This window comes from Streptomyces exfoliatus, assembly GCF_000725545.1.
GTDB classification, from domain to species: Bacteria; Actinomycetota; Actinomycetes; order Streptomycetales; family Streptomycetaceae; genus Streptomyces; species Streptomyces exfoliatus.
Map to the genome: position 1 here is coordinate 1 of NZ_KL647056.1, position 23119 is coordinate 23119.

At 71.5% G+C, this 23119-nt stretch carries 19 protein-coding genes and 1 pseudogene; 16 read left to right on the forward strand and 4 right to left on the reverse strand.

The features are described from left to right. Positions 1 to 167: 167 nt before the first annotated feature. From cpt to IO20_RS0134450, 4 genes are all read right to left on the reverse strand, one after another. Positions 168 to 698 (reverse strand): chloramphenicol phosphotransferase CPT, encoded by a 531-nt coding sequence (gene cpt, locus IO20_RS0134435; protein ID WP_030550251.1) that lies wholly within the window; start codon positions 696 to 698, stop codon positions 168 to 170. A gap of 55 nt (positions 699 to 753) precedes the next feature. Further along, positions 754 to 1959 carry a Cmx/CmrA family chloramphenicol efflux MFS transporter gene (locus IO20_RS0134440; RefSeq protein WP_030550249.1) on the reverse strand — a complete coding sequence of 402 codons (1206 nt, stop codon included), beginning with the start codon at positions 1957 to 1959 and terminating at the stop codon, positions 754 to 756. Positions 1960 to 2201: 242 nt separating this feature from the next. Further along, positions 2202 to 4289 (reverse strand): LamG domain-containing protein, encoded by a 2088-nt coding sequence (locus IO20_RS0134445; protein WP_030550247.1) that lies wholly within the window; start codon positions 4287 to 4289, stop codon positions 2202 to 2204. 182 nt (positions 4290 to 4471) lie between these two features. Further along, complete coding sequence (locus IO20_RS0134450) at positions 4472 to 5140, reverse strand: HD domain-containing protein (protein WP_030550245.1); 669 nt, start codon at positions 5138 to 5140, stop codon at positions 4472 to 4474. A 177-nt stretch (positions 5141 to 5317) separates the two neighbouring features. Here IO20_RS0134450 and IO20_RS0134455 point away from each other — a divergent pair, with 177 nt between their 5' ends. From IO20_RS0134455 to IO20_RS0134530, 16 genes and pseudogenes are all read left to right on the forward strand, one after another. Beyond that, entirely contained in the window at positions 5318 to 6754 is a 1437-nt protein-coding gene (locus IO20_RS0134455; protein ID WP_030550243.1) for an MFS transporter, read from the forward strand. A 108-nt stretch (positions 6755 to 6862) separates the two neighbouring features. Continuing rightward, the gene (locus IO20_RS0134460) at positions 6863 to 8038 is read left to right on the forward strand and encodes a trans-sulfuration enzyme family protein (protein WP_030550241.1); all 1176 of its coding nucleotides are present in this window, start codon (positions 6863 to 6865) and stop codon (positions 8036 to 8038) included. A 93-nt stretch (positions 8039 to 8131) separates the two neighbouring features. After that, positions 8132 to 8671 (forward strand): MaoC family dehydratase, encoded by a 540-nt coding sequence (locus IO20_RS37360; protein WP_030550239.1) that lies wholly within the window; start codon positions 8132 to 8134, stop codon positions 8669 to 8671. A 75-nt stretch (positions 8672 to 8746) separates the two neighbouring features. After that, the gene (locus IO20_RS0134470; protein WP_030550236.1) at positions 8747 to 9598 is read left to right on the forward strand and encodes a class I SAM-dependent methyltransferase; all 852 of its coding nucleotides are present in this window, start codon (positions 8747 to 8749) and stop codon (positions 9596 to 9598) included. Positions 9599 to 9680: 82 nt separating this feature from the next. After that, positions 9681 to 10724, forward strand: a complete 1044-nt coding sequence (locus IO20_RS0134475) for a class I SAM-dependent methyltransferase (protein ID WP_030550234.1) — start codon at positions 9681 to 9683, stop codon at positions 10722 to 10724. Between the two features lie 64 nt (positions 10725 to 10788). Then, entirely contained in the window at positions 10789 to 11682 is an 894-nt protein-coding gene (locus IO20_RS0134480) for a diiron oxygenase (protein ID WP_030550232.1), read from the forward strand. A gap of 60 nt (positions 11683 to 11742) precedes the next feature. Continuing rightward, complete coding sequence (locus IO20_RS0134485; RefSeq protein WP_030550230.1) at positions 11743 to 12642, forward strand: class-II aminoacyl-tRNA synthetase family protein; 900 nt, start codon at positions 11743 to 11745, stop codon at positions 12640 to 12642. 1 nt (position 12643) lies between these two features. Then, on the forward strand, positions 12644 to 13081 hold the full coding sequence (gene acpS / locus IO20_RS0134490; RefSeq protein WP_051874473.1) for a holo-ACP synthase: 438 nt from the start codon (positions 12644 to 12646) through the stop codon (positions 13079 to 13081). 19 nt (positions 13082 to 13100) lie between these two features. Next, entirely contained in the window at positions 13101 to 13364 is a 264-nt protein-coding gene (locus tag IO20_RS0134495; RefSeq protein WP_030550226.1) for a phosphopantetheine-binding protein, read from the forward strand. Continuing rightward, positions 13361 to 14569 carry a methionine adenosyltransferase gene (gene metK, locus IO20_RS0134500; protein ID WP_030550224.1) on the forward strand — a complete coding sequence of 403 codons (1209 nt, stop codon included), beginning with the start codon at positions 13361 to 13363 and terminating at the stop codon, positions 14567 to 14569. Before IO20_RS0134495 ends, metK begins: the two co-directional genes overlap by 4 nt. Position 14570: 1 nt before the next feature. Beyond that, the gene (locus IO20_RS0134505) at positions 14571 to 15548 is read left to right on the forward strand and encodes a carbohydrate kinase family protein (protein WP_030550222.1); all 978 of its coding nucleotides are present in this window, start codon (positions 14571 to 14573) and stop codon (positions 15546 to 15548) included. 53 nt (positions 15549 to 15601) lie between these two features. Further along, positions 15602 to 18941 (forward strand): annotated as a pseudogene (locus IO20_RS37365) (homocysteine S-methyltransferase family protein). Continuing rightward, a complete protein-coding gene (gene metF / locus IO20_RS0134515; RefSeq protein WP_030550220.1) occupies positions 18938 to 19807 on the forward strand; it encodes a methylenetetrahydrofolate reductase [NAD(P)H] in 870 nt (289 codons plus the stop codon). Before IO20_RS37365 ends, metF begins: the two are co-directional and overlap by 4 nt. Then, complete coding sequence (ahcY, locus tag IO20_RS0134520) at positions 19800 to 21239, forward strand: adenosylhomocysteinase (RefSeq protein WP_030550218.1); 1440 nt, start codon at positions 19800 to 19802, stop codon at positions 21237 to 21239. Before metF ends, ahcY begins: the two co-directional genes overlap by 8 nt. Next, entirely contained in the window at positions 21239 to 21913 is a 675-nt protein-coding gene (locus IO20_RS0134525; RefSeq protein WP_030550216.1) for a maleylpyruvate isomerase family mycothiol-dependent enzyme, read from the forward strand. Before ahcY ends, IO20_RS0134525 begins: the two co-directional genes overlap by 1 nt. A 215-nt stretch (positions 21914 to 22128) precedes the next feature. Further along, positions 22129 to 22983, forward strand: coding sequence for an SDR family oxidoreductase (locus IO20_RS0134530; RefSeq protein WP_030550213.1), 855 nt, complete (start codon positions 22129 to 22131; stop codon positions 22981 to 22983). The last annotated feature ends 136 nt before the right edge of the window (positions 22984 to 23119 follow it).

Sequence of the window (23119 nt, forward strand, 5' to 3'; positions counted from 1 at the left end):
GGAAGCTGTGGCGGTACAGCGGTACCGGGACCGGTCTGTACGGTGCGCGCGTGACGATCGGTACGAGCGGCTGGCAGAGCTTCAAGGGCCTGTACTGAGAAGCTGAGTGAGTGATCGAGGGCCCGGCCGTCCCACGGCCGGGCCCTCAGCCGTCTCCCGGAGCGGGATCAGGCCGTTCGGCCGAGGCGGGCCGCGATGGTCCGTGCGCAGGCCAGGGACTCGGTGTGGGTGGTGTCGATCGTGAGGTCGTACTCGACTCCCTCGTGGACGATCCCGGCCTGCTGGGCGGCCATGCCGGGCGTGCGGTCGCCCCGGGCGATCTCGCGGCCCGCCGCCACCGTGGGATCGCAGTGGACGCCGACCCACAGGGTGGGCAGGTCGCCGAGGGTGTCGCGCCAGCGGGTCTGGGAGGCCGCGCCGCCCAGGAAGACGTCGTCGATGATGATCCGGGCGCCCGCGCGGGCCATCGTCACCACGCCCTGTGCCCAGGCCGCCTCCAGCGTCCGGAAGTCCTCACCGACGCTGACCCCGCCGTCCGCGTCGAACACGATCCCGCCGTCCGCGTCCCGCATCCTCGCGGGCAGGGCGTCGACGAACGAGTCGCAGCCGAACGTCAGCCATGGGTCGGGCAGTACGGACTGCAGGCACCGTACGATGCCGGACTTGCCCGAGCTGGAGGCGCCGTTGAGGATGATCATCCGAGTCGTCACCGCGCCACAGTAGGGCGGTGAAGGGCACCGGGTAAACGGAGTTTCAGCGGGCCGAGGGCATGCTCGCCGCTTCCACCGGCGAGCCGGACGTCACCACGCGCGACGGCGACCTGTGCAGCTTCAGGGCCACGGCCGCCGTCGCCAGGCCCACCGCCGTCATCGCCGCGCCCGCCCAGGCCGTGGAGGCGAAGCCGAGGCCGGCGTCGATGACGGTGCCGCCGAGCCAGGGGCCGCCCGTGTTGCCGAGGTTGAAGGCGGCGGTGGTGGTGGCGCCGGCGAGGGTGGGGGCGGCTCCGGCGACGTTGAACATGCGGGCGTTGAGCGCCGGGGCGGTGTAGAAGGCGGAGACACCGAGGAGGAACGTGAGGACGATCGTGGCGGTCGGGCTGGTCGCGAAGAGGGCCAGGGCGACCAGGAAGACGGTGGAGGCGGCGATGCCGGTGAGCATCACGCCGAAGAGGTGGGCGTCGGCGACCCGGCCGCCGATCGTCGTACCGACGACGGCGCCGATGCCGAAGAGGCCCAGGACGCCGGAGACCCAGCTCTTGTCGAGGCCGGAGACGTCGGTGAGCAGCGGGGCGAGGTAGGAGAAGGCGCAGAAGACGCCGCCTGCCGCGAGTGCGGTGACGACGACGGAGAGGAGGACCTGGCGGTCGCGGTAGATGGCCAGTTCCCGCTTGAGGCGGGGCTTCTCCTGGGGGAGGGGGATGCGGGGGATGCGGGTCACCACGCCCACGAGCGCGATGGCGGAGGCCGCGCCGACGGCCCAGAACGCGGAGCGCCAGCCGAGGTGCTCGCCGAGGAACGCGCCCGCCGGGACGCCGAGGACGTTGGCGATGGACAGGCCGCCGATCATGACGGCCATGGCGCGGGCGCGTGAACCCACCGGGACCATGGCGATGGCGACGGCGGCGCCGACCGCCCAGAAGCCGGCGCAGGCGAGGGCGCTCACGATGCGCGAGGCGAAGAGGATGGCGTAGTTCGGTGCGAGCGCGCCCGCTATCTGTCCCAGGCCGAAGACGGTGATGAGGGCGATCAGGGTCGTCTTGCGGGGGAGCCGGAGCGTCGCCACCGCGAGGAGGGGGGCGCCGATGACCATGCCGATCGCGAAGGCGGAGATGAGGAGGCCGGCGCGGGGGATGGAGACGTTCATGTCCTCCGCGATGGGCGGGAGCAGGCCGGACAGCATGAACTCGCTCGTGCCGAGTGCGAAGACGGAGAGCCCCAGGATGTAGACCGCCAGCGGCATGCGGGCGCCGGGGGTGGGTGGCTCGGCGGCTGACGCGGTGCGCCCGGTCCCGGATGTCGAAGACTCGGTGGGCTGGGCGGCCTGGGCGGGCTCGGCGGGATCGGCGGAGGGAGACGGCATGACATGCGTCAACCGGGGATTTGTCCCTGTCATTCCGTCCGCACGGCTCGTCTCGGCATGTGGGACCGGAAAGGCCGCCCGGTCCGGATCCGGACCGGGCGGCCGTCATGCGGGGCCTCTGCTCAGCAGAGGCAGGGCTCGGCTCCTCCGCCGAGCATGGTGACGTCCCGGGCGCTCAGTGCGCCGGCGTACGCCTGGATCTCGTCCACGTCGCCGTGCAGGTACTCGCCGGGGCCGTCCGCGGTGAGGCCGCGGCCGACCTGCAGCGGTCCGGTGCCGTGCCAGGTCCGCGGGACGATCGCGGTCGCCTCCGCGTCGGTGTACCCGTCGAGGTACAGCTTGACGGTGTCGTCCGTGTCGTCGTACACGACGGCCAGACGGTGGCCCTGGCCCTCGCCGCCGTCCGCCGGCACGATCTGCGAGACGATCCGCTCGGGCGCGCCGGGCCCGTCCCGCTCCGGCACGACGAGCTGCCAGGCCTGGGCGGACGGCTCGTAGCGCACCTTGAAGGCGTCGGTGTGCTCACCCGGCACGGACAGCACGGTCATCGGGCCGGCCGGTTCGTGGTCCGCGAGGCGGACCGCCACGCCGATGCTGAAACTGTCCGAGGTGTCCACGACCGGCCCGTCGGCGGAGGCATGACCGCCTGCGCCGTCCAGGGTCAGATGACCGTCTCCGACCAGCGCGTACGGCACGACCGGGCAGTCGGGGTCGAGGTCGGGGACGCAGGAGCCGTCGGGCCCCCGGTGAAGGGTGGCTCCGGCGGCGAGCCGCAGCGGTGCGCCGTCCCGCTCCCCGGGGCTCGCGCCGTCCGTCGCGGTCTCCAGGGCCCAGTGGGCGAGCGGCTTCGGCTGCCGGTGGGCGAGCCGGGTCGCCTCGCCGGAGACGACGACGCGGTCGTGGACCTGCACGCCGCCGATGTCGCCCCGCCAGTGGTGACCGTAGCGGGATCCGTTGAGGGCCCGGCCGAGCTGGAACGCGCCGGTCGCCACGGCGGGTGAGGCCTGGGCGGGGGTGCCCGCCGCGCGCCCGTCGACGTACAGCTGGGCGCGGCCGGTCTCGGTGTCGTAGAGCCCGAGCAGGTGGGTCCACTCGCCGGTCTCAGGGGTGCCGCCCGACACCTGCGCATCGCCGAGGGTGAAGGACCAGGCGGCGCCGGAGTCCTCCGCGCGCAGGCCGAGGGTGAAGGCGTTGCCGTCGGCGGTGTCCTGGCTCGCGACCGTCATGGTGCGGTCGGTCCGCGCGGGGCGGACCCAGGCGCTGACGGCGAAGGTCTTTCCGGTGTCGACGGCCGGGGCGTTCGTGGTGAGGAAGCCCTGGACGCCGCCGTCGAGCGCGGCCGTGGCGGTGAGGGAGGTGCGGGCGGGCGCGGGGCGGCCGAAGGTGACGCCGGTGCCGGCCCGGGCGGCCGTGCCCGTCTCGGCGGCGGCGCTCGTGGATCCGGCGGGGTCGGCCAGCTTCCAGTGCGCGACGGGGGCGCGACCGGAGTTCACGAAGAACCAGTGCGTGGCGTTCGTGCTGACGCGTCCGGCCCGGTCGACGGCCCGGACGCTCAGGTAGTCCGGGCCGGACTTCTGCGGCAGGAAGCGGATGGTCGCGGCGCCGCCGGGCTCGTCGGGACGGGCGGTCGCGTAGGGGCCGCCGACGAAGCCGTACTCGTACGCGACGACGTCGGGCGACGGGGAGTCCACGACGAAGGAGCCGTAGACGCCGACGCCGTCCCGGTACTGCTGTTCCGGGTACTCCTCCGAGGTGACGACCGGCTTCTCCGGGCTCACCCGGTCGATCACGAACCGGCAGGCCGCCCCCGTGGCCTCGGAGCTCCACGCGGAGACCGCGGTGCCGTCGTTCGCGCGGACGTGCCACGAGACGACGGTGTCCGCCGGGACGTCCGACGGGAGCTGCCAGCGCTGGGCGGCTCCGGAGGACAGTGGGTACGAGGCGTGGGTGCGGCGCTGCTCGACTCCGGCCGCGTCCGTCCACCAGGCCTCGAACTCGCCCGCGACCGTGTTGGCCTCGGCGGGCTGGTTGTCCTCCTCCGGGTCGTGCAGCACGGCCGTGACGACGGGTGCCGTCGCCACGTACGCGGGCGCGTCGCCGGTGGCGCAGGCCTTGAAGTTCGTCTGCAGATCCTGGACGAGCGGTTGTGCCGGCGGCAGGTTCTCCGCCGCGTGTGCGGTGCCGGGCAGGGAGGTGACGACCGCGGCCATCGCGACCACCGTGCCCCACCCCGTGTACGGCCGTCTTCCGGTGGGTCTTGTCCGATCGGACTTCTGCCTGAACAAAGCGTCCCTCCCCCTCATGGCGTGCACGGCTGGTGATCACGGGCCATGCGTGCTGGAGGCTAACAAGGGCGCCGGTAGGGGAAGTAGCGATTTTGGGCTCGGCCGTCTCAGGCCGGCGGCGCCGTCAGCTCCTTCAGTTCCCTCTCCATGTTCTCCCGTGCCGTCTCCTCCCAGGCCGCCGCCCCGTACGGGGTGTGGAAGAGCCGGGGGAGGGAGAGGAGGTGGCGGAGGACGGCGGCGCGGCCCTCGCGGAAGGCTTCCTCGGGGACGAAGGCGTATTCCTCGCGGATCGCCTCCGTATACCCCCTGTAGGTATCGGGGGCGGTGGCGAGGATGGCGAGGTCGGCGTCGCAGAGGGTCTCGCCGTTCAGGTCGCCTGGGTCGGGGTCGTGGGTGACGGTGAGGCGGACCAGGCGGGCCACCTCCGCGACCTCGTGCGGGGTGAGCCCGGCCTCGGTGAGGGCTCTTTCGGCCAGGACCGCCGAGCGTTCCTCGTTCTCCGAGCGGTCCGGGCGGTAGACCGCGTCGTGGAACCAGGCGGCCAGTCGGACGAGCTCCAACTCGCCGCCCTCGCCGCCCTGGTCGGTCAGTTCGTCGATGCGGTGGAGGACCGCCCGCAGGTGGTCGACCGTGTGGTAGCGGCGCTGGGGCTCGGCCCAGCGGGACAGCAGGTTCCGGCCGTACGGGGTGGGGTCGGGGCCCTCGCGGCCGGAGCGGGCGGCGAGCAGGGTGGCGTTCCAGCGCTGGAGGAGTGCGGGGTCCTGGTCTGCGGTCATGGGGGCATTCTGCCCGCCGGGTGGGGCGGAAGGGGTGCTTCTCCCGCGTCGTCGGTGGTGTCCTCACCTCGCTCTTACATACCCCCCATGGGTATGCTACGGTGCACCGCACAGGTACCCCCTAGGGGTATGCCCCGGGTTCGCCTCGGGGTTCGTCGCGAGCGAAGGGTCAGGGCAATGTCAACCGTCAATCCCCGGCGCTGGTGGGCACTTGTCGTGCTCGCCGCCGCACAGTTCATGGTCATCATGGACACCTCGATCATCGGAGTCGCACTCCCCGAGATGCAGAAGGACCTGGGCTTCTCGCAGAGCGAGCTCCAGTGGATCTTCAACGCCTACGTGATCGTCTTCGGCGGTCTGCTGCTCCTCGGCGGACGCCTCTCCGACCTCGTCGGAGCCCGCAAGATCTTCGTCTCCGGCTGGGCCGTCATGATCGCCGGCTCCGTCGTGGCCGCCGCCGCGCAGACCGCCTGGGTCGAGATCGTCGGCCGCGCCGTCCAGGGCGTCGGCGGTGCGCTCATCGCGCCCTCCGCCATGACCCTGCTGATGATGCTTTTCATGCACGACCCGAAGGAGCTCGGCAAGGCGATGGCGCTCTACGGCGCCGCCGCACCCGCCGGCGGTACCGCGGGCGTCTTCCTCGGCGGTGTCTTCACCGAGTGGATGAGCTGGCAGTGGGTCTTCATCATCTACATCCCGATCGGCCTCGCCACCCTCGCCGCCACCAAGCTGCTCCCGAACGTCGAGTCCCGCCGCGGCTCCGTCGACATCCTCGGCGCCGTCGCCGTCACCGCCGGCCTCGCGCTCGCCGTCTTCGCCGTGGTCCGCGCCCCCGAGGTCGGCTGGGGCTCCACCGGCACGATCCTCCAGCTGATCGGCGCCGCCGTCCTCCTCGGCCTCTTCTTCGTGATCCAGAAGAGCATCAGCGAGCCGCTCATGCCGCTCAGCGTCTGGCGGGTCCCGCGCCTCGGCTCCGCCAACCTGGCCATGACGCTGCTCGGTGCCGCCTGGATCCCGATGTGGTACTTCCTCAACCTGTACCTGCAGCAGGTCCTCGGCTTCGGCGCCTTCGAGTCCGGAGCCGCGCTGCTCCCGATGACCGTGCTCCTCATGATCTTCATGACGGCCATCACCTCCCGGCTGATGATGAAGGTCGGCGCCAAGCCGCTCATCGCGGGTGGCCTGCTCGTCCTCGCCGCAGGACTGGTCTGGCTCGCCGCCGTCCCGCCGACCGGCAGCTTCCTCGTCGACGTCCTGCCGGCCTCGCTCGTCGCCGCGCTCGGCATGTCCCTCGCCTACATCCCGGCGATGATCGCCGCCATGTCCGGCGCCCCGCAGGAGCAGGCCGGTCTCGCCTCCGGCATCGTCAACACCACGTACAACGTGGGCTCCGCCCTCGGTCTCGCCGCGCTGACCGCCGTCGCCATGTCCCAGGGCGCCGACCAGCTCGGCAACCTGCCGAAGCTGACGGACGGTTTCTCGGCCGCCTTCATCGGCGCCGCCGTCGTCGCCGCCCTCGGCGGTGTGATCACCCTGCTCGTCATGAAGAGCGACAAGGCCGTCGCCGCCGAGGCCGCCGCCCCGGCACCGCAGGGCGAGAAGGTCTCCGCCTGAACCGCCCCGCCGCCCCGTCGCCCAGCGTCCGGGAGCATCCCCAGGGGCCGCCCGATGTCCGTCGCCGGACGTCGGGCGGCCCCTTTTCCGTATCAGGGAAGGAACGCCATGGAACTGAACACCCGCGCCGTGCACGTCTTCAACGAGCCCTTCCAAGGGGGGAGTTGGCCGCTCTCCGTGCCCCTCGTGCAGTCCTCCGCCTTCGCCTTCGACTCCGCCGCCGAACTGGCCGAGGCCATGGCGGGGCCCGACGGGCAGTACGTCTACAGCCGCCGCGGCAACCCGACCGTACGGGCCCTGGAACAGACCCTCGCCGGGCTCGAGCAAGGCGCCGGCGCCATCGCCTTCGCCTCGGGCATGGGGGCCATCAGCGGGGTGCTGCTCGCCCTCCTGCGCCCCGGCGACCGGGTGGTGGCCCAGCGCTGCCTGTACGGGGGCAGCCACGCCGTCCTGTCGGACCTTGCCGAGCGGTACGGGATCGAGGTCGTACGGATATCGGGCGACGACCCGGCCGAGGTCGAGGCCGCCGCCGTGCACCCCGCGACCCGCCTGCTGCTCCTGGAGACCATCGCCAACCCGACCGGCCAGGTGCCCGACCTGCCGGGGCTGCTCGCCGCCGCCCGCGCGCTCGGGGTGACGAGCGTCGTCGACAACTCGCTCGCCTCGCCCGTCCTCTGCCGCCCCCTCGAACTCGGCGCCGACATCGTCGTCCACTCGACGACCAAGTACCTCTCAGGGCACTCGGACGTCCTCGGCGGCGCCGCGGTGTTCGCGGACGACGAGCTGCGCCGCCGCGTCTGGCCCCGCACGGTCGAACTGGGCGCCTGTGCCGACCCGTTCGCGGCCTGGCTGACGCTGCGCGGGATGGCCACGCTGCCGCTGCGGATGCGGGAGCACTGCGCCAACGCCGCCGCCCTCGCCGAGCGGCTCGAAGGCCACGCGGGCGTCACGGCCGTCCACTACCCCTGGCTCGCGGGCCACCCCTCGTACGCCGTCGCCCGGAAGGTGCTGTCGGGCGGTGGCGGGCTGCTCTCCTTCGAGCTCGCGGGCGGCCGGGAGGCCGGCCGGGCCTTCATCGAGCGTGTACGGGTGGCCCGGCTCGCGCTCTCCCTCGGCGGGGTGGAGACGCTCGTGACGCATCCGGCGTCCACCTCCCACCGGGAGCTGGACGGGGCGGCGCTCGCCGCCGCCGGGATCGCCCCGGGGCTCGTGCGGATGTCCGTCGGCATCGAGGGCCTCGAAGACCTGTGGCGTGACGCCGAACAGGCCCTCTCCCGGACGTAGTTCAGGCTTCTTTTGGGTTGACAAAATAAATGGTTGATTCGTAGATTGGGGGCTGCCAGGGAAACACCACTCCTAGGTCAAGGGGGGCGCGCGATGCGCTACTTCGAGGACTTCCGGCCCGGCGACGTCCACGAGCTGGGCACCGTCACCGTCACGACGGAGGAGGTGCTGGAGTTCGGCAGGCGCTTCGACCCGCAGCCCTTCCACACGGACCCCGCGCGCGCGGAGCGGTCACAGTTCCGCGGCCTGATCGCGAGCGGGTTCCACACCCAGGCGATGTTCATGCGCCGCTACGTCGACGGACTGCTCGCCTACAGCGCCTGCATGGGCTCGCCCGGCATCGACGAGGTCCGCTACCTGCGGCCCGTCCGCCCGGGCGACGTCCTCACCGCGCGCGTCGAGATCCTGGGCTCCACCCCGTCGCCGTTCAATCCCGCCACCGGCACCGTCAAACCGCGGTGCACGCTCGTGGCCGCAGACGGGACGGCCGTGTTCAGCATGATCCTGCACAGCATCTTCCGCCGGCGCCCCGCCGACTCCGAGGCCGACCATCTGTCGTCGATGCCCGCGGCCGAGGACCCCGTCGCGTGCGCGCGACCGGCCAAGACCTGTGTCCCGGTCATGAGCGCCTGACGGAACCGTCCTTCCGTCAGGCCCCTGAACACGGCCGTCCGTATCACCGGAAACCAAACCGAAGGGGGACCTCCTGTGGAGGCCGTATCCCGCACCGCCCAGTGGACCGCCGCCGCGCGCGCCCTGGAGACCGAGCGCGAGGACCGGCTGTTCGCCGATCCCTACGCGCGCACCGTCGCCGACGAGATCGGCTTCGAGCTGCTCGACCGCTACGACGGCGGCGGCATCGTGCCGTTCCTCGCCATCCGCACCACCTACCTCGACCGGGCGATCGTCCGGGCCGTGGAGGAGCGGGGCATCCGCCAGGTCGTCTTCCTCGCCGCCGGCATGGACACCCGCTTCTTCCGGCTGCCCTGGCCCGACGGCGTCACCGTCTACGAGCTCGACCGCCCGGCCCTCCTGGAGGCCAAGGCCGAGATGCTGAAGGACGAGCCGCAGCCCGCCGGCCGCACCCGGACCACCGTCCCCGTCGACCTCACCCAGGACTGGACCGGCCCCCTCAAGGAGGCGGGCTGGAAGAGCGAGGAACCCGTCCTGTGGGTCGTCGAGGGCCTGCTGTTCTTCCTGCCCGAGCAGGCCGTACGGACCCTCATCTCCACGCTCTCCGCGCACGCCGCCCCCGGCTCCGTGCTGCTCGGCGACGTCATCTCGAAGTCCGCCCTGGAGAACCCGCTCGCCCGCACCTTCATGAGCGCGCTCAAGGAGGACGGCAACCCGTGGCTCTTCGGCACGGAGGAGCCCGAGGCGCTGCTCGCCGACTGCGGCTGGGACGTACGGGAGGTCAGGCAGCCCGGTGAACCGGGCGCCGACTTCGACCGCTGGCCCTACCCGGTGCCGGCCAGGAACGTCCCCCGCGTGCCCCGCTCGTTCCTCTTCACGTGCGACCTGCCGGGTGCGACCGGTGCCGACTCGGGGGTGGCCGCGTGACCGCCCACCGGGGATCCGGGGGTCGTCCCCCGGGTCAGCCCAGTACGTGCGACCTGCCCACCCATCGACAGGAGGCGGCGGCATGAGCGCCCACGACTTCCACCAGAGGGTCATCACCGACGCGGGCGCGGCCGTCCGCGGCCTGACCGTCGCCCTCGGCGAGCGCCTCGGCCTGTACAAGGCGCTCGCGGCCGACGGCCCCCTGACCGCCGCGCAGCTCGCCGAGAAGACCGGCACCAGCGAGCGGTACATCGAGGAGTGGCTGCACGCCCAGCTCTCCGCCGGGTACGTCGAGCGGCACCCCAGCTCCCTCACGTACACGCTTCCCGCCGACCACGTCGAGGTGCTCGCCGACCCCAAGGCCGTCACGTACGCCGCCGGGTTCTTCACCGCCCTCAAGGCGCTGTACGCCACCGAGGACCTGCTCGTCGAGGCGTACCGCACCGGTGACGGCGTCGGCTGGGCCGAGCACGACGCGGCCCTCGACACCGGCATGGGCTCCTTCTTCCAGCCGACGTACGAGCACAAGCTCGTCCCGGACTGGCTGCCCGCCCTCCACCAGGTCACCGACAAGCTCGCCGCTGGCGGCACGGTCGCCGACGTCGGCTGCGGTGTCGGCCACACCACCCTCCTCATCGCGAAGGCCTTCCCGCAGGCCACCGTGCACGGCTTCGACTACTCGGAGGAGGCCATCTCCATCGCGCGGGAGCTCGCCGAGGAGGCCGGTCTCTCCGACCGGGTCGTCTTCGAGGTCGCCTCGGCCGACGACTACCCGGGCTCCGGCTACGACCTGGTGTGCTTCTTCAACGCCCTGCACGACATGGGCGACCCCGTCGCCGCCGCGCAGCACGTCCACAAGTCGCTCGACGCGGACGGCACCTGGATGCTCGTCGAGTCGAACGTCTCCCCGCAGGACGTCGACGCCCAGACGCCCGCGGCCCGCATGTTCATGGCCCTGTCCGCCGTGATGTGCCTGCCCGTCGCGGTCGCCCAGCGCGGCCCGCACGCGCTGGGCAACCACTCCGGCGAGAAGGCCTTCCGGGCCATCGCGGAGGAGGCCGGCTTCACCCGCTGGCGGCGCGCGACGGAGACCCCGGTGAACGCGGTCTACGAAGTCCGTCCCTGAAGCCACCGGGGCCCGGTCCCCCCGCGCCGGCGAACCGAGCCCCAATAAAAGAGGAGCCACGACCATGGGCGTGACCGCCCCCCTGCCCGTGACCGACCGGTTCATGGAGGTCCTGGAGCGGCTCAGCGAGCGCTCCGTCGAGGACTACTACAACCCGTACCAGACCTTCCAGTGGCCCGAGACGCTGGAGGAGAACTGCTTCTGGATGACGCCGGAACTGCTCACCGTCTACGGCACCGAGCACTACGACACCCTCGGGGAAGAAACGCTTCAGCGCCTGTCGAAGTGGGAGTCCATCAACTTCTACAGCCTGAACGTGCACGGCATCCGCGAGCTGCTCATCGAGGTCGTCGGCCGCATCCACATGCCCGGCTTCGAGGTCCCCTCGGACTTCTTCCACCACTTCATCGGTGAGGAGAACGAACACATGTGGTTCTTCTCCGAGTTCTGCCGCCGCTACGGCCACAAGATCTACGGCTCCACCGCCATGCGCGCCGACGCGGCCTGGGAACCCGAGGTCGAGAACTTCCTCGTCTTCACCCGCATCCTCTTCTTCGAGGAGCTCGTCGACCACTACAACTCCCGGATGGCGAAGGACGACTCCCTCTGCCACACCATCCGCGAGGTCAACCGCATCCACCACCAGGACGAGTCCCGCCACATCGCCTTCGGGCGCGAGCTGGTCTCCCTCCTGTACGGCCGGATGTGCCAGGCGGTCGGAGCCGAGCGGGTCCGCGAGGTCGAGGCGTACCTCAAGCGGTACGTCGTCTACAGCACCAACTCGCTCTACAACCCCCACGTGTACCGCGACGCCGGCATCCCCGACCCGCTGGCCCTGCGCAACGCGCTGGTCGCCGACCCGAACCGCCGCGCCCACGAGCGCAAGGCGATCCGCAAGCCGCTCTCCTTCTTCCTGAAGACCGGGATCTTCTCCGACGACACCCTGCCCGTCGTCTGAGCGCGCTCCCGGGGCCTGTCAGCCAGGCCCGAGACCTCCCACCCGAGAGGTGAAGCCACCATGACCGTGACGACCCCCGCGACCGTCGGGGCAGCCCAGGGGCAGGCGAGGGGCCTGCCCTCGCTCGGCCCGGAGGGGACCCGCCTGCTGCGGCTCCTCGACGACACCTTCGAGAGCTGGGGAGTGACCGCGGGCGCCCGCCCGATGACCATGCCCCCGCTCCTGCCGGCCGCCGACCTGGCGAAGCTCGACTACTACGACAACTTCCCGCACCAGGCCGTCCTCGCCGCCCCGCTCGACCTGGAGGGGCGCGTCACCGCGCCCTTCGACGGCGAGCAGGGGCACTGGCCCGCCGCCGCGCTCGAACCGGCGGCGCTCGGACTGCCCTCCGCGTCCTGTTACGCCGTCTACCTCGACCACCAGGGCACCCAGGTCGCCGACGACACCCTCGTCACGATCTGCTCCTGGTGCTTCCGCAAGGAGACCCACTACGAGGGCATGCGGCGTCAGCTCGGCTTCCGGATGCGCGAGATCGTCGCCATCGGCGGCCGTGAGCACGCCGAGACGCACCTCGCCGACTTCACCGCCCGCATCCACGCCTTCGCCGCGGCGCTCGACCTGCCGCTGCACAAGGAGGCCGCCTGCGACCCGTTCTTCGACAAGGGCGGCTCGAAGGCGCTCCTCCAGCGGCTCACCCCGGTGAAGCACGAGTTCCTGTACGAGGACCTGGCCATCGCCTCGGTCAACACGCACCGGAACTTCTTCGGCGACCGCTGTGACATCACCCTGGAGTCCACCGGCGGCCCGGCCTTCACCAGCTGTGTCGCCTTCGGCCTGGAGCGATGGCTGTCCGCACTGACCCGGCGCCATGGCAGCTGGGAGTCCGCCCGCCGGGCGGTGCTCGACGCGAACGCCCGCATGCGGGCCGATGCGAGTGGCGCGGCCGGGCCGGTGATCTGACGTGCCGGCCCGTCCCGCCGCCCCGCCGGCGGGCGGCCTGGGGTGGGCGAACCTCGGCATGGACATCGTGTCCGTCAACCGTGTCCGCAGGCTCCTCGCCCAGTACGGGGAGCAGTTCTTCGAGCGGATGCTCACCCCCGGCGAGCTCGCCGACTGCCGCACCTCCTCCGGGCTCGACGTACTGAGCCTGTGCGGGCGGATCGCGGCCAAGGAGGCGGCCTTCAAGACCTTACGGGTCAGGGGCAGGTTCCTGCCCTGGCCGGACATCGTGGTGCGGCGCTCCGAGGGCGGCTGGCCGCTCGTGGAGCTGCACCGGTCCGCCGCCGAGATGGCCGCGGAGTCCGGCATCACCGAGATCACCGTGTCGATCAGCCACGACGTGGACTACGCGGTGGCGGTGGCCGCCCCGATCATCGCCCCCGCAACCCCCATCCAGTAGCAGCAAAAGGAGAGCAACCATGGCCGACGGCCTGCAGACGGTGAAGAACTGGATCCTCGAGCGTCACCCGGAGCGCGAGGACATCGCCTCCGACCTCGACCTGATCGAGAACCGGCTCATCGACTCGCTGTCCTTCGTCGAGTTCGTCTTCCTGCTGGAGCAGGAGAGCGGCACCGCCATCCAGATGGAGACCCTGGAGGTCGAGTCCATCCGCACCCTCGGCGCCATCGAGCAGCACTTCTTCGAGGCCGGGGCGCAGGCCCAGGTGGAGGTCCAGGCATGAGCCGCCGCCTCTTCACCTCGGAGTCGGTGACCGAGGGACACCCCGACAAGATCGCCGACCGGATCAGCGACACCATCCTCGACGCGCTCCTCGCCGAGGACCCGTCCTCGCGGGTCGCCGTCGAGACCCTGATCACCACCGGTCTCGTGCACATCGCCGGCGAGGTCACCACCACGGCGTACGCGCCGATAGCGAAGCTGGTGCGCGAGGCCGTCCTCGACATCGGCTACGACTCCTCCGCGAAGGGCTTCGACGGCGCCTCCTGCGGCGTCTCGGTGTCCATCGGCGCGCAGTCGCCGGACATCGCGCAGGGTGTCGACACGGCGTACGAGTCCCGGGTCGAGGGCGCGGGCGACGAGCTCGACGCCCAGGGCGCCGGCGACCAGGGCCTGATGTTCGGCTACGCCTGCGACGACACGGCCGAGCTGATGCCGCTGCCGATCGCGCTCGCCCACCGGCTCTCGCGCCGGCTGACCGAGGTCCGCAGATGCGGCACCGTGCCGTACCTGCGGCCCGACGGCAAGACGCAGGTCACCATCGAGTACGACGGGGACCGCCCGGTCCGCCTCGACACGGTGGTGGTGTCGTCGCAGCACGCCGCCGACATCTCCGTCGAGGGCCTGCTCACCCCGGACGTGCGCGAGTACGTCGTCGAGCACGTCCTCAAGGAGCTGGTCGAGGAGGGCGTCAGCCTGGAGTCCGACGGCTACCGGCTCCTGGTGAACCCGACCGGGCGCTTCGAGGTCGGTGGCCCGATGGGCGACGCGGGACTCACCGGCCGGAAGATCATCATCGACACGTACGGCGGGATGGCCCGGCACGGCGGAGGCGCCTTCTCCGGCAAGGACCCGTCGAAGGTGGACCGCTCGGCGGCGTACGCGATGCGCTGGGTCGCGAAGAACGTCGTCGCGGCCGGTCTCGCCCGCCGCTGCGAGGTGCAGGTGGCGTACGCGATCGGCAAGGCCGAGCCGGTCGGTCTCTTCGTGGAGACCTTCGGCACCGGCACCCTCCCGGACGAGAAGATCCAGGCGGCCGTGAGCGAGGTCTTCGACCTGCGGCCCGCGGCGATCATCCGCGACCTGGACCTCAAGCGGCCCATCTACGCGAAGACGGCGGCGTACGGCCACTTCGGCCGTGAGCTCCCCGAGTTCACGTGGGAGCGCACGGACCGCGTGGAGGCCCTGAAGAAGGCAGCGGGGGCCTGACATGCGTATCGCTGTCACGGGGTCCATCGCGACCGACCATCTGATGACCTTCCCCGGCTGGTTCAGCGAGCAGCTGCTCGCCGACCGGCTCGACCGGGTCTCCCTGTCGTTCCTCGCCGACAACCTGGAGGTCAGGCGTGGCGGAGTGGCAGCGAACATCGCCTTCGGACTCGGTGTCCTCGGCCTGCGTCCCGCCCTCGTGGGCGCGGTCGGCGCCGACTTCGAGCGGGTCTGGCTGAAGGACCACGGTGTGGACACCGACTCGGTGCGGGTCAGCGAGTCGCTGCACACCGCCCGGTTCGTCTGTACGACCGACCGGGCCCAGAACCAGATCGCCACCTTCTACGCGGGGGCGATGGCCGAGGCGCGCGAGATCGACCTGCGGGACGTCGTCGCGCGCACCGGCCGCCTTGAACTGGTCCTGGTCTCCCCGGACGACCCCGAGGCGATGCTCCGGCACACCCGCACCTGCCGCGACCTCGGGATCCCCTTCGCCGCCGATCCGTCGCAGCAGCTCGCGCGGCTCGACGGCGGGCAGGTGCGGGAGCTGGTGGACGGGGCCAGGTTCCTGTTCACCAACGAGTACGAGACGGCGCTGCTCCTGGAGAAGTCGGGCTGGACGGAGGCGGAGGTGCTGCGCCGGGTCGGGACCTGGGTCACCACCCACGGCGAGGCGGGCGTCCGCATCCGCGGCGAGGGCCGGGAGCCGCTCGCGGTGCCCGCCCTGGAGGTGCCGGCCGTCGTCGACCCGACCGGGGTCGGGGACGCGTTCCGGGCCGGGTTCCTCGCCGGGACGCTGTGGGGCGTGCCGGAGCGGTGCGCGGCGCAGCTGGGCTGCGCGGTCGCCGCGACCGTCCTCGACTACGTGGGGACGCAGGAGTACCGGCTGCACCGGGAGTCGCTCCTGGACCGGATCCGGACGACGTACGGGGTGGGCTGCACGGCGACCCTGGTCACGCATCTGAGGGGGCTCACGTGAGGCCTTCTCTGCGGGACGAGTTCGCGACGCGGGTCGTGGTGGCCGACGGGGCGATGGGCACGATGCTCCAGGCCGCCGATCCGAGCATGGACGACTTCACGGGCCTCGAAGGCTGCAACGAGATCCTCAACCTCACCCGCCCCGACATCGTCGCCTCCGTCCACGACGCCTACTTCTCGGTCGGCGTGGACTGCGTCGAGACGAACACCTTCGGGGCGAACCTGGCGGCGCTCGCCGAGTACGGCATCGAGAACCAGGTGTACGAGCTGTCCGAGGCCGGCGCCCGGATCGCCCGGACGACGGCGGACGCGCACACGGCCGCCGACGGGCGCCCCCGCTGGGTCCTCGGCTCGATGGGCCCCGGCACGAAGCTGCCGACCCTGGGCCACGTCACGTACGAACCGCTGCGTGAGGCCTTCCAGCGGAACGCGGAGGGCCTGATCCGGGGCGGCGCGGACGCCCTTCTCATCGAGACCTCGCAGGACCTGCTCCAGACGAAGGCGGCCGTCATCGGCGCCCGCCGCGCCCTGGACTGGGTCGGCGTGGACCTGCCGGTCATCGTGCAGGTCACGGTGGAGACGACGGGCACGATGCTGCTCGGCTCGGAGATCGGGGCGGCGCTCACCGCGCTCGAACCGCTGGGCATCGACATGATCGGCCTGAACTGCGCCACGGGTCCTGCGGAGATGGCCGAGCACCTGCGGCACCTGGCGCGGCACGCCCGTATCCCGATCTCGGTCATGCCGAACGCGGGCCTCCCGGTCCTCACCTCCGACGGCGCCCACTATCCCCTCTCGCCGGCCGAACTGGCCGACGCGCAGGAGGCGTTCGTACGGGACTACGGCCCCGCCCTGGTCGGCGGCTGCTGCGGGACGACCCCGGAGCACCTGCGGGAGATCGTGGAGCGGGTGCGGGGCGCGGCCGTCCTCGACCGGCACCCGGTCCCGGAGCCGGGCGCGTCCTCCCTGTACAGCCATGTGCCGTTCCGGCAGGACACCGCGTACCTGGCGATCGGCGAGCGCACGAACGCCAACGGCTCGAAGAAGTTCCGCGAGGCCATGCTCGAAGGCCGCTGGGACGACTGCGTGGAGATCGCGCGCGACCAGATCCGCGAGGGCGCGCACATGCTCGACCTGTGCGTGGACTACGTGGGCCGGGACGGCACCGCGGACATGGCGGAGCTCGCCGGCCGTTTCGCGACCGCCTCCACCCTCCCGATCGTCCTCGACTCCACCGAGATCGGGGTCCTGCGGGCGGGTCTGGAGAAGCTCGGCGGCCGGGCCGTCGTCAACTCGGTCAACTACGAGGACGGCGACGGCCCCGAGTCCCGGTTCGCGCAGGTCACCGCCCTGGCGAAGGAGCACGGCGCGGCGCTGATGGCGCTCACCATCGACGAGGAGGGCCAGGCCCGGAGCGTCGAGCACAAGGTGGCCGTCGCCGAACGGCTCATCGCGGACCTCACCGGGAACTGGGGGATCAGGGAGTCGGACATCCTGATCGACACCCTGACGTTCACGATCTGCACCGGTCAGGAGGAGTCGCGCAAGGACGGCGTCGCCACGATCGAGGCGATCCGCGAGCTGAAGCGCCGCCACCCGGACGTGCAGACCACACTGGGCCTGTCCAACATCTCGTTCGGTCTGAACCCGGCCGCGCGGATCGTGCTCAACTCGGTCTTCCTCGACGAGTGCGTGAAGGCGGGCCTGGACTCGGCGATCGTGCACGCGAGCAAGATCCTGCCGATCGCGCGCCTGGAGCCGGAGCAGGTGGCGGTGGCGCTCGACCTGATCCACGACCGGAGGCGCGAGGGCTACGACCCGCTCCAGCGCTTCCTGCAGATGTTCGAGGGCGCGACGGCGAAGTCCCTCAAGGCCGGCAAGGCGGAGGAGCTGCTCGCGCTTCCGCTGGACGAGCGGCTGAAGCGCCGGATCGTCGACGGCGAGAAGAACGGTCTGGAGGCCGACCTCGACGAGGCCCTGACGCTCCGGCCGGCCCTGGAGATCGTCAACGAGATCCTGCTCGACGGCATGAAGACCGTGGGCGAGCTGTTCGGCTCCGGCCAGATGCAGCTGCCGTTCGTGCTCCAGTCCGCCGAGGTCATGAAGACGGCCGTCGCCCACCTCGAACCGCACATGGAGAGAACGGCCGACGGCGAAGGAGGGGTCGGCAAGGGCACGATCGTCCTGGCCACCGTCCGCGGCGACGTCCACGACATCGGCAAGAACCTCGTCGACATCATCCTGTCCAACAACGGCTACAACGTCGTCAACATCGGCATCAAGCAGCCGGTCTCCGCGCATGAAGGAGAACCTCCAGGAGCTGAACGGGCGCGGCCTCGCCGCCCGCTTCCCCGTGATCCTCGGCGGCGCCGCCCTCACCAGGGCGTACGTCGAACAGGACCTCCACGAGCTGTACGGGGGCGAGGTGCGGTACGCCCGCGACGCCTTCGAGGGCCTGCGGCTCATGGACGCGCTCATGGGCGTCAAACGAGGCGTCCCCGGAGCCGTACTCCCGCCGCTCAAGCCCCGCCGCGTACCCAAGCGCACCGAACCCCTTCCGGAGGTCCGGGAACCCGAACCGGCCGGCCGCTCCGACGTCGCCGCCGACAACCCCGTACCCGAGCCCCCCTTCCTCGGGACCGAGGTCGTCCAGGGCATCCCGCTCGCCGCTTACGCCCCCTGGCTGGACGAGACGGCCCTCTTCAAGGGCCAGTGGGGCCTCAAGGACGCCGACACCATCGAGACGGAGGGCCGGCCGCGCCTGCGCGCCCTGCTCGACCGGATCGAACGCGAGAACCTCGTCGAAGCGGCCGTCGTGTACGGCTGGTTCCCCTGTGTGTCCAAGGGCGACGACCTGCTCGTCCTGGACGAGGACGGAGGTGAGCGGACCCGCTTCTCCTTCCCCCGCCAACAGCGGGGCCGCCGCCTCTGCCTGGCCGACTTCCACCGCTCCGAGGACTCCGGCGAGATCGACGCCGTCGCCCTCCAGGTCGTCACCGTCGGCTCCCGTATCGGCGAGGAGACGGCCAGGCTCTTCGCCGCCGACGCCTACCGCGACTACCTCGAACTCCACGGTCTGTCCGTGCAGTTGGCGGAGGCGCTGGCCGAGTACTGGCACGCCAGGGTGCGCGCCGACTGGGGCATCGGGGAAGCGGACCCGTCCGGCCTGGACGGCATGCTCCGCACCGAGTACCAGGGCTGCCGCTACTCCCTCGGCTACCCGGCCTGCCCCGACCTGGAGGACCGGGCGAAGATCGCCGCCCTCCTGCGCCCGGAGAGGATCGGGGTCGAACTGTCGGAGGAGTACCAGCTGCACCCCGAGCAGTCGACGGACGCGATCGTCGTCCACCACCCCGAGGCGAGCTACTTCAACGCGGGAGGGCGACGCCTGTGAACCCCGACCCGCCCACCTTCTCGTTCGAGTTCTTCCCCCCGAAGACCGACAAGGGCGAACGGACCCTGTGGGACGCGATCCGCCGCGTCGAGGCACTGTCCCCGGACTTCGTCTCCGTGACGTACGGGGCCGGCGGCTCGTCCCGCGACCGGACCATCGACGTCACCAAGCGGATCGCGGCCGAGACGACCCTGCGCCCGGTCGCGCACCTCACGGCGGTCGGGCACTCGGTCGCCGAACTGCGGGCCATCATCGGCGCGTACGCGGACGCGGGCGTCCGGGACGTCCTCGTCCTGCGCGGAGACCCGCCGGGCGACCCGCGCGGGGCGTGGGACCCGCACCCGCGGGGCTTCCGGTACGCGTACGAACTCGTCGAACTGGTCCGCTCCCTGGGGGACTTCCGCATCGGCGTGGCCGCCTTCCCCGAGGGCCACCCGAGGTCGGCCGACACGGCGAGCGACCTGGCGCACTTCGTCGCCAAGTGCCGGGCGGGCGCCGACTACGCCATCACGCAGATGTTCTTCGACCCCGAGGACTACCTGCGGCTGCGGGACCGCGTCGCCGCCGCCGGCTGCGACACCCCGATCATCCCCGAGATCATGCCGGCGACGGACGTCCGCCAGATCCGCCGCTTCGCCGAGCTGAGCGACGCCGCCTTCCCCGAGGACCTGGCGCACCGCCTGGAGGCGGCGAAGGACGACCCGGCGGCGGCGTACCGCATCGGCGTCGAACACGCCACGCGGATGGGCCTGCGGCTGCTCGACGAGGGCGCGCCCGGCCTGCACTACATCACGCTGAACAAGTCGACGGCGGCACTCGAAATCCACCGAACCATCGTGAGCGCAAGGAGCGTTGTCCATGTCTGAGTTCCATGACTTCAAGGTCGCCGACATCGGTCTCGCGGACTTCGGCCGCAAGGAGATCACCCTCGCCGAGCACGAGATGCCGGGCCTGATGTCGATCCGCAAGGAGTACGCGGCGGCGCAGCCGCTCGCCGGGGCCCGTATCACCGGCTCCCTCCACATGACCGTCCAGACGGCCGTCCTCATCGAGACCCTCGTCGCGCTCGGCGCCGAGGTCCGCTGGGTGTCCTGCAACATCTACTCGACGCAGGACCACGCCGCCGCGGCGATCGCCGCCGCCGGCATCCCGGTCTTCGCCTGGAAGGGCGAGACCCTGGAGGAGTACTGGTGGTGCACGGAGCAGGCCCTGACCTGGCCGAACGCCGACGGCCCCGCTGCGTCTGACGGTCGGACCTCGTGCCTCGGCCCGAACATGATCCTGGACGACGGCGGCGACGCGACGCTCCTCGTCCACAAGGGTGTGGAGTACCAGAAGGCGGGCGAGGTCCCGGACCCGTCGACGGCTTCGAGCGACGAGCACCGGGTGATCCTGGAGCTCCTGCGGAACACCACCCTGGACTGGGGCACGATCGCGGCCGCCATCCGCGGCGTCACGGAGGAGACCACGACGGGCGTCCACCGCCTGTACGAGATGCACCGCGAGGGCGCGCTGCTCTTTCCCGCGATCAACGTGAACGACGCCGTGACGAAGTCGAAGTTCGACAACAAGTACGGCTGCCGTCACTCCCTCATCGACGGCATCAACCGGGCGACGGACGTCCTCATCGGCGGCAAGACGGCGGTCGTGTGCGGGTACGGGGACGTCGGCAAGGGTTCGGCGGAATCCCTCAGGGGCCAGGGCGCCCGCGTGATCGTCACCGAGATCGACCCTATCTGCGCGCTGCAGGCGGCGATGGACGGCTACCAGGTGGCGACCCTGGAGGACGTCGTCGAGACGGCCGACATCTTCATCACCACCACGGGCAACAAGGACATCATCATGGCGTCCGACATCGCGAGGATGAAGCACCAGGCGATCGTCGGGAACATCGGCCACTTCGACAACGAGATCGACATGGCCGGCCTGGCGGCGATCCCCGGGATCGTGAAGGACGAGGTCAAGCCGCAGGTCCACACGTGGACGTTCGAGGACGGCAAGGTCGTCATCGTCCTGTCGGAAGGCCGCCTCCTCAACCTCGGCAACGCCACCGGCCACCCGTCCTTCGTGATGTCGAACTCCTTCGCGGACCAGACCCTGGCCCAGATCGAGCTCTTCACGAAGCCGGAGGAGTACCCGGTGGGCGTGTACACGCTGCCGAAGCACCTGGACGAGAAGGTCGCCCGGCTCCACCTCGACGCCCTCGGCGTCAGGCTGACGACCCTCCGCCCCGAGCAGGCGTCGTACATCGGGGTCCCGGTGGAGGGCCCGTACAAGCCGGACCACTACCGCTACTGATGAGCGCGCACTGTACGGACGACGAGGTCCGGGACCCGTGGCTCCCGGACCGCCTGCTGCGGACGGAGCGGGACCTGCTGATGCCGCTCCTCCGCCGGACACCGGAGGAGGCGTACGCACTCCGCACCGCGTGCCCCGGCTGGACGGCGAGGCAGGTCCTCGCCCACTGCGGGGCGGCCCTGGTCAGAATCGTGGAGGACCGCCTGGAGGAGGGCGTGTTCCTCCCGGAGGCCAACGCGTGTGACGTGGCCGAGCGGGAGGACTGGCCGCTCGCCCGGATCCTCGACGAACTGGAACGCGGCCTGACGGAGGCGGGCCCGGTCATCGCGAGACGGGAGGACGGCCGCCTCGACGCGGTGGCGCTCGGCGAATGGGTCCACGCCGGAGACGTACGGGAGGCCTTCGGCGAACCGAACGCCTACTGCGGAGCCAGCCTGGACCTGGCCCTCCCGCTCCTTTCGGTGACGAGCCGCAAACGGGAGACCCCCCGCCTGATGGGAGTCCTGGAGGAGGCGGCGCCAGTGACCCTGGGCAACGCGATCGAGGGCCGCCCGCCGGCCACCTTCAAGGGCCCCGCGTCGACCCTGATCCGCATCTACGCGGGCCGCCCCCTGGTCCGCACGCGCTACGAACTGACGGGCGCGACGGAACAGGAACTCCTGATCTACCGCTGAACCGGGCTGCCTGGACCCGCCCCCGCTGTGGGCCTGCGCGCCACAGCCGGGCGGCGTCCACCCCTGCCCCCGTTGTGGGCAGTCGTTCTGCTGGGGCGCCGCCCACCGACCCTGGCCGTCGCTCCCCCCGCCGCTTCGAGCATGCCGGCGCTTGACCTCAACCTTGCTTGATGTACGAGAGTCGTGTCATCGAACGGCGAGACGAGGAGATTCCGATGACACAGCCCAGGATCCTGGTGGCCGGCGCGACGGGAAGGGTCGGCGGCGCGGTGGTCGCGCAGCTGCACGCGGCGGGTGTGCCCGTGCGGGCGTTGGTGCGAGGGGAGGCGGACTTCCCGGAGGGTGTGCAGGCGGTACGCGGCGATCTCGGTGACCCCGCGTCGCTGGGCGCGGCTCTGGAGGGCGTCGATGCGGTCTTCCTGGTGTGGCCGTTCCTGAGCGCCGAGGGCGCGTCGGACGTGATCGACGCGATCGGGAAGCGCGCCCGACGGGTGGTGTACCTGTCGTCCGCCGGGGTGGGGAACGGGGAGGAGGAGCCCGGCGAGGCGATCACCGCGTTCCACGCGGAGCTGGAGCGGCTGGTCGAGGCGTCGGGTCTGGAGTGGACGGCGCTGCGGCCCACCGGGTTCGCGAGCAACGCGCTGGGCTGGGCGGAGGAGGTCCGCACCACCGGTGCGGTACGGGCGCCCCTGGCGAGGCTGGCCCGCCCGCTGATCCACGAGGCGGACATCGCGGCGGTCGCCGTCCAGGCGCTGACGACCGACGCGCTGCTCGGCGCCCGCCCCCTGCTCACCGGCCCCGAACTGGTCACCCAGGAACGGCAGGTGGCGCTGATCGGAGAGGCGATCGGGCGACCGGTGCGGTTCGACGAGATCACGCTGGCCGAGGCGGTCGAGAAGATGAAGGCCGCAGGCTACCCGGCAGAACTGGTGGAGGCCGTGCTGCCGGTCCAGGCGAAGATGCTCGCCGACCCGGAGCCGGTCAACAACGAGGTGGAGCGCATCACGGGCACCCCGGCCCGAACCTTCCAGAAGTGGGCGACGGACCACGCGGCGGACTTCGACCGCTGACCACCCCTAGTGGTTCGGTGGTGGGGGACAACGTGCACTTCGGCGCTCCGAGAGGGGCGATACACCCCCTTTGGGTGCCATTCCAAGGCCCATGACCGCCAGTACGGCGGAGTTGTCTCCCCACCCACCTATCCGT

Coding starts and splice junctions, on each gene's coding strand:
- cpt (WP_030550251.1), bottom strand. CDS start 698: ATGATCATCCTCAACGGCGCCTCCAGCTCGGGCAAGTCCGGCATCGTA.
- IO20_RS0134440 (WP_030550249.1), bottom strand. CDS start 1,959: ATGCCGCTGGCGGTCTACATCCTGGGGCTCTCCGTCTTCGCACTCGGC.
- IO20_RS0134445 (WP_030550247.1), bottom strand. CDS start 4,289: ATGGCCGCGGTCGTCACCTCCCTGCCCGGCACCGCACACGCGGCGGAG.
- IO20_RS0134450 (WP_030550245.1), bottom strand. CDS start 5,140: ATGACCGCAGACCAGGACCCCGCACTCCTCCAGCGCTGGAACGCCACC.
- IO20_RS0134455 (WP_030550243.1), top strand. CDS start 5,318: ATGTCAACCGTCAATCCCCGGCGCTGGTGGGCACTTGTCGTGCTCGCC.
- IO20_RS0134460 (WP_030550241.1), top strand. CDS start 6,863: ATGGAACTGAACACCCGCGCCGTGCACGTCTTCAACGAGCCCTTCCAA.
- IO20_RS37360 (WP_030550239.1), top strand. CDS start 8,132: ATGCGCTACTTCGAGGACTTCCGGCCCGGCGACGTCCACGAGCTGGGC.
- IO20_RS0134475 (WP_030550234.1), top strand. CDS start 9,681: ATGAGCGCCCACGACTTCCACCAGAGGGTCATCACCGACGCGGGCGCG.
- IO20_RS0134480 (WP_030550232.1), top strand. CDS start 10,789: ATGGGCGTGACCGCCCCCCTGCCCGTGACCGACCGGTTCATGGAGGTC.
- IO20_RS0134485 (WP_030550230.1), top strand. CDS start 11,743: ATGACCGTGACGACCCCCGCGACCGTCGGGGCAGCCCAGGGGCAGGCG.
- IO20_RS0134495 (WP_030550226.1), top strand. CDS start 13,101: ATGGCCGACGGCCTGCAGACGGTGAAGAACTGGATCCTCGAGCGTCAC.
- metK (WP_030550224.1), top strand. CDS start 13,361: ATGAGCCGCCGCCTCTTCACCTCGGAGTCGGTGACCGAGGGACACCCC.
- IO20_RS0134505 (WP_030550222.1), top strand. CDS start 14,571: ATGCGTATCGCTGTCACGGGGTCCATCGCGACCGACCATCTGATGACC.
- ahcY (WP_030550218.1), top strand. CDS start 19,800: ATGTCTGAGTTCCATGACTTCAAGGTCGCCGACATCGGTCTCGCGGAC.
- IO20_RS0134525 (WP_030550216.1), top strand. CDS start 21,239: ATGAGCGCGCACTGTACGGACGACGAGGTCCGGGACCCGTGGCTCCCG.
- IO20_RS0134530 (WP_030550213.1), top strand. CDS start 22,129: ATGACACAGCCCAGGATCCTGGTGGCCGGCGCGACGGGAAGGGTCGGC.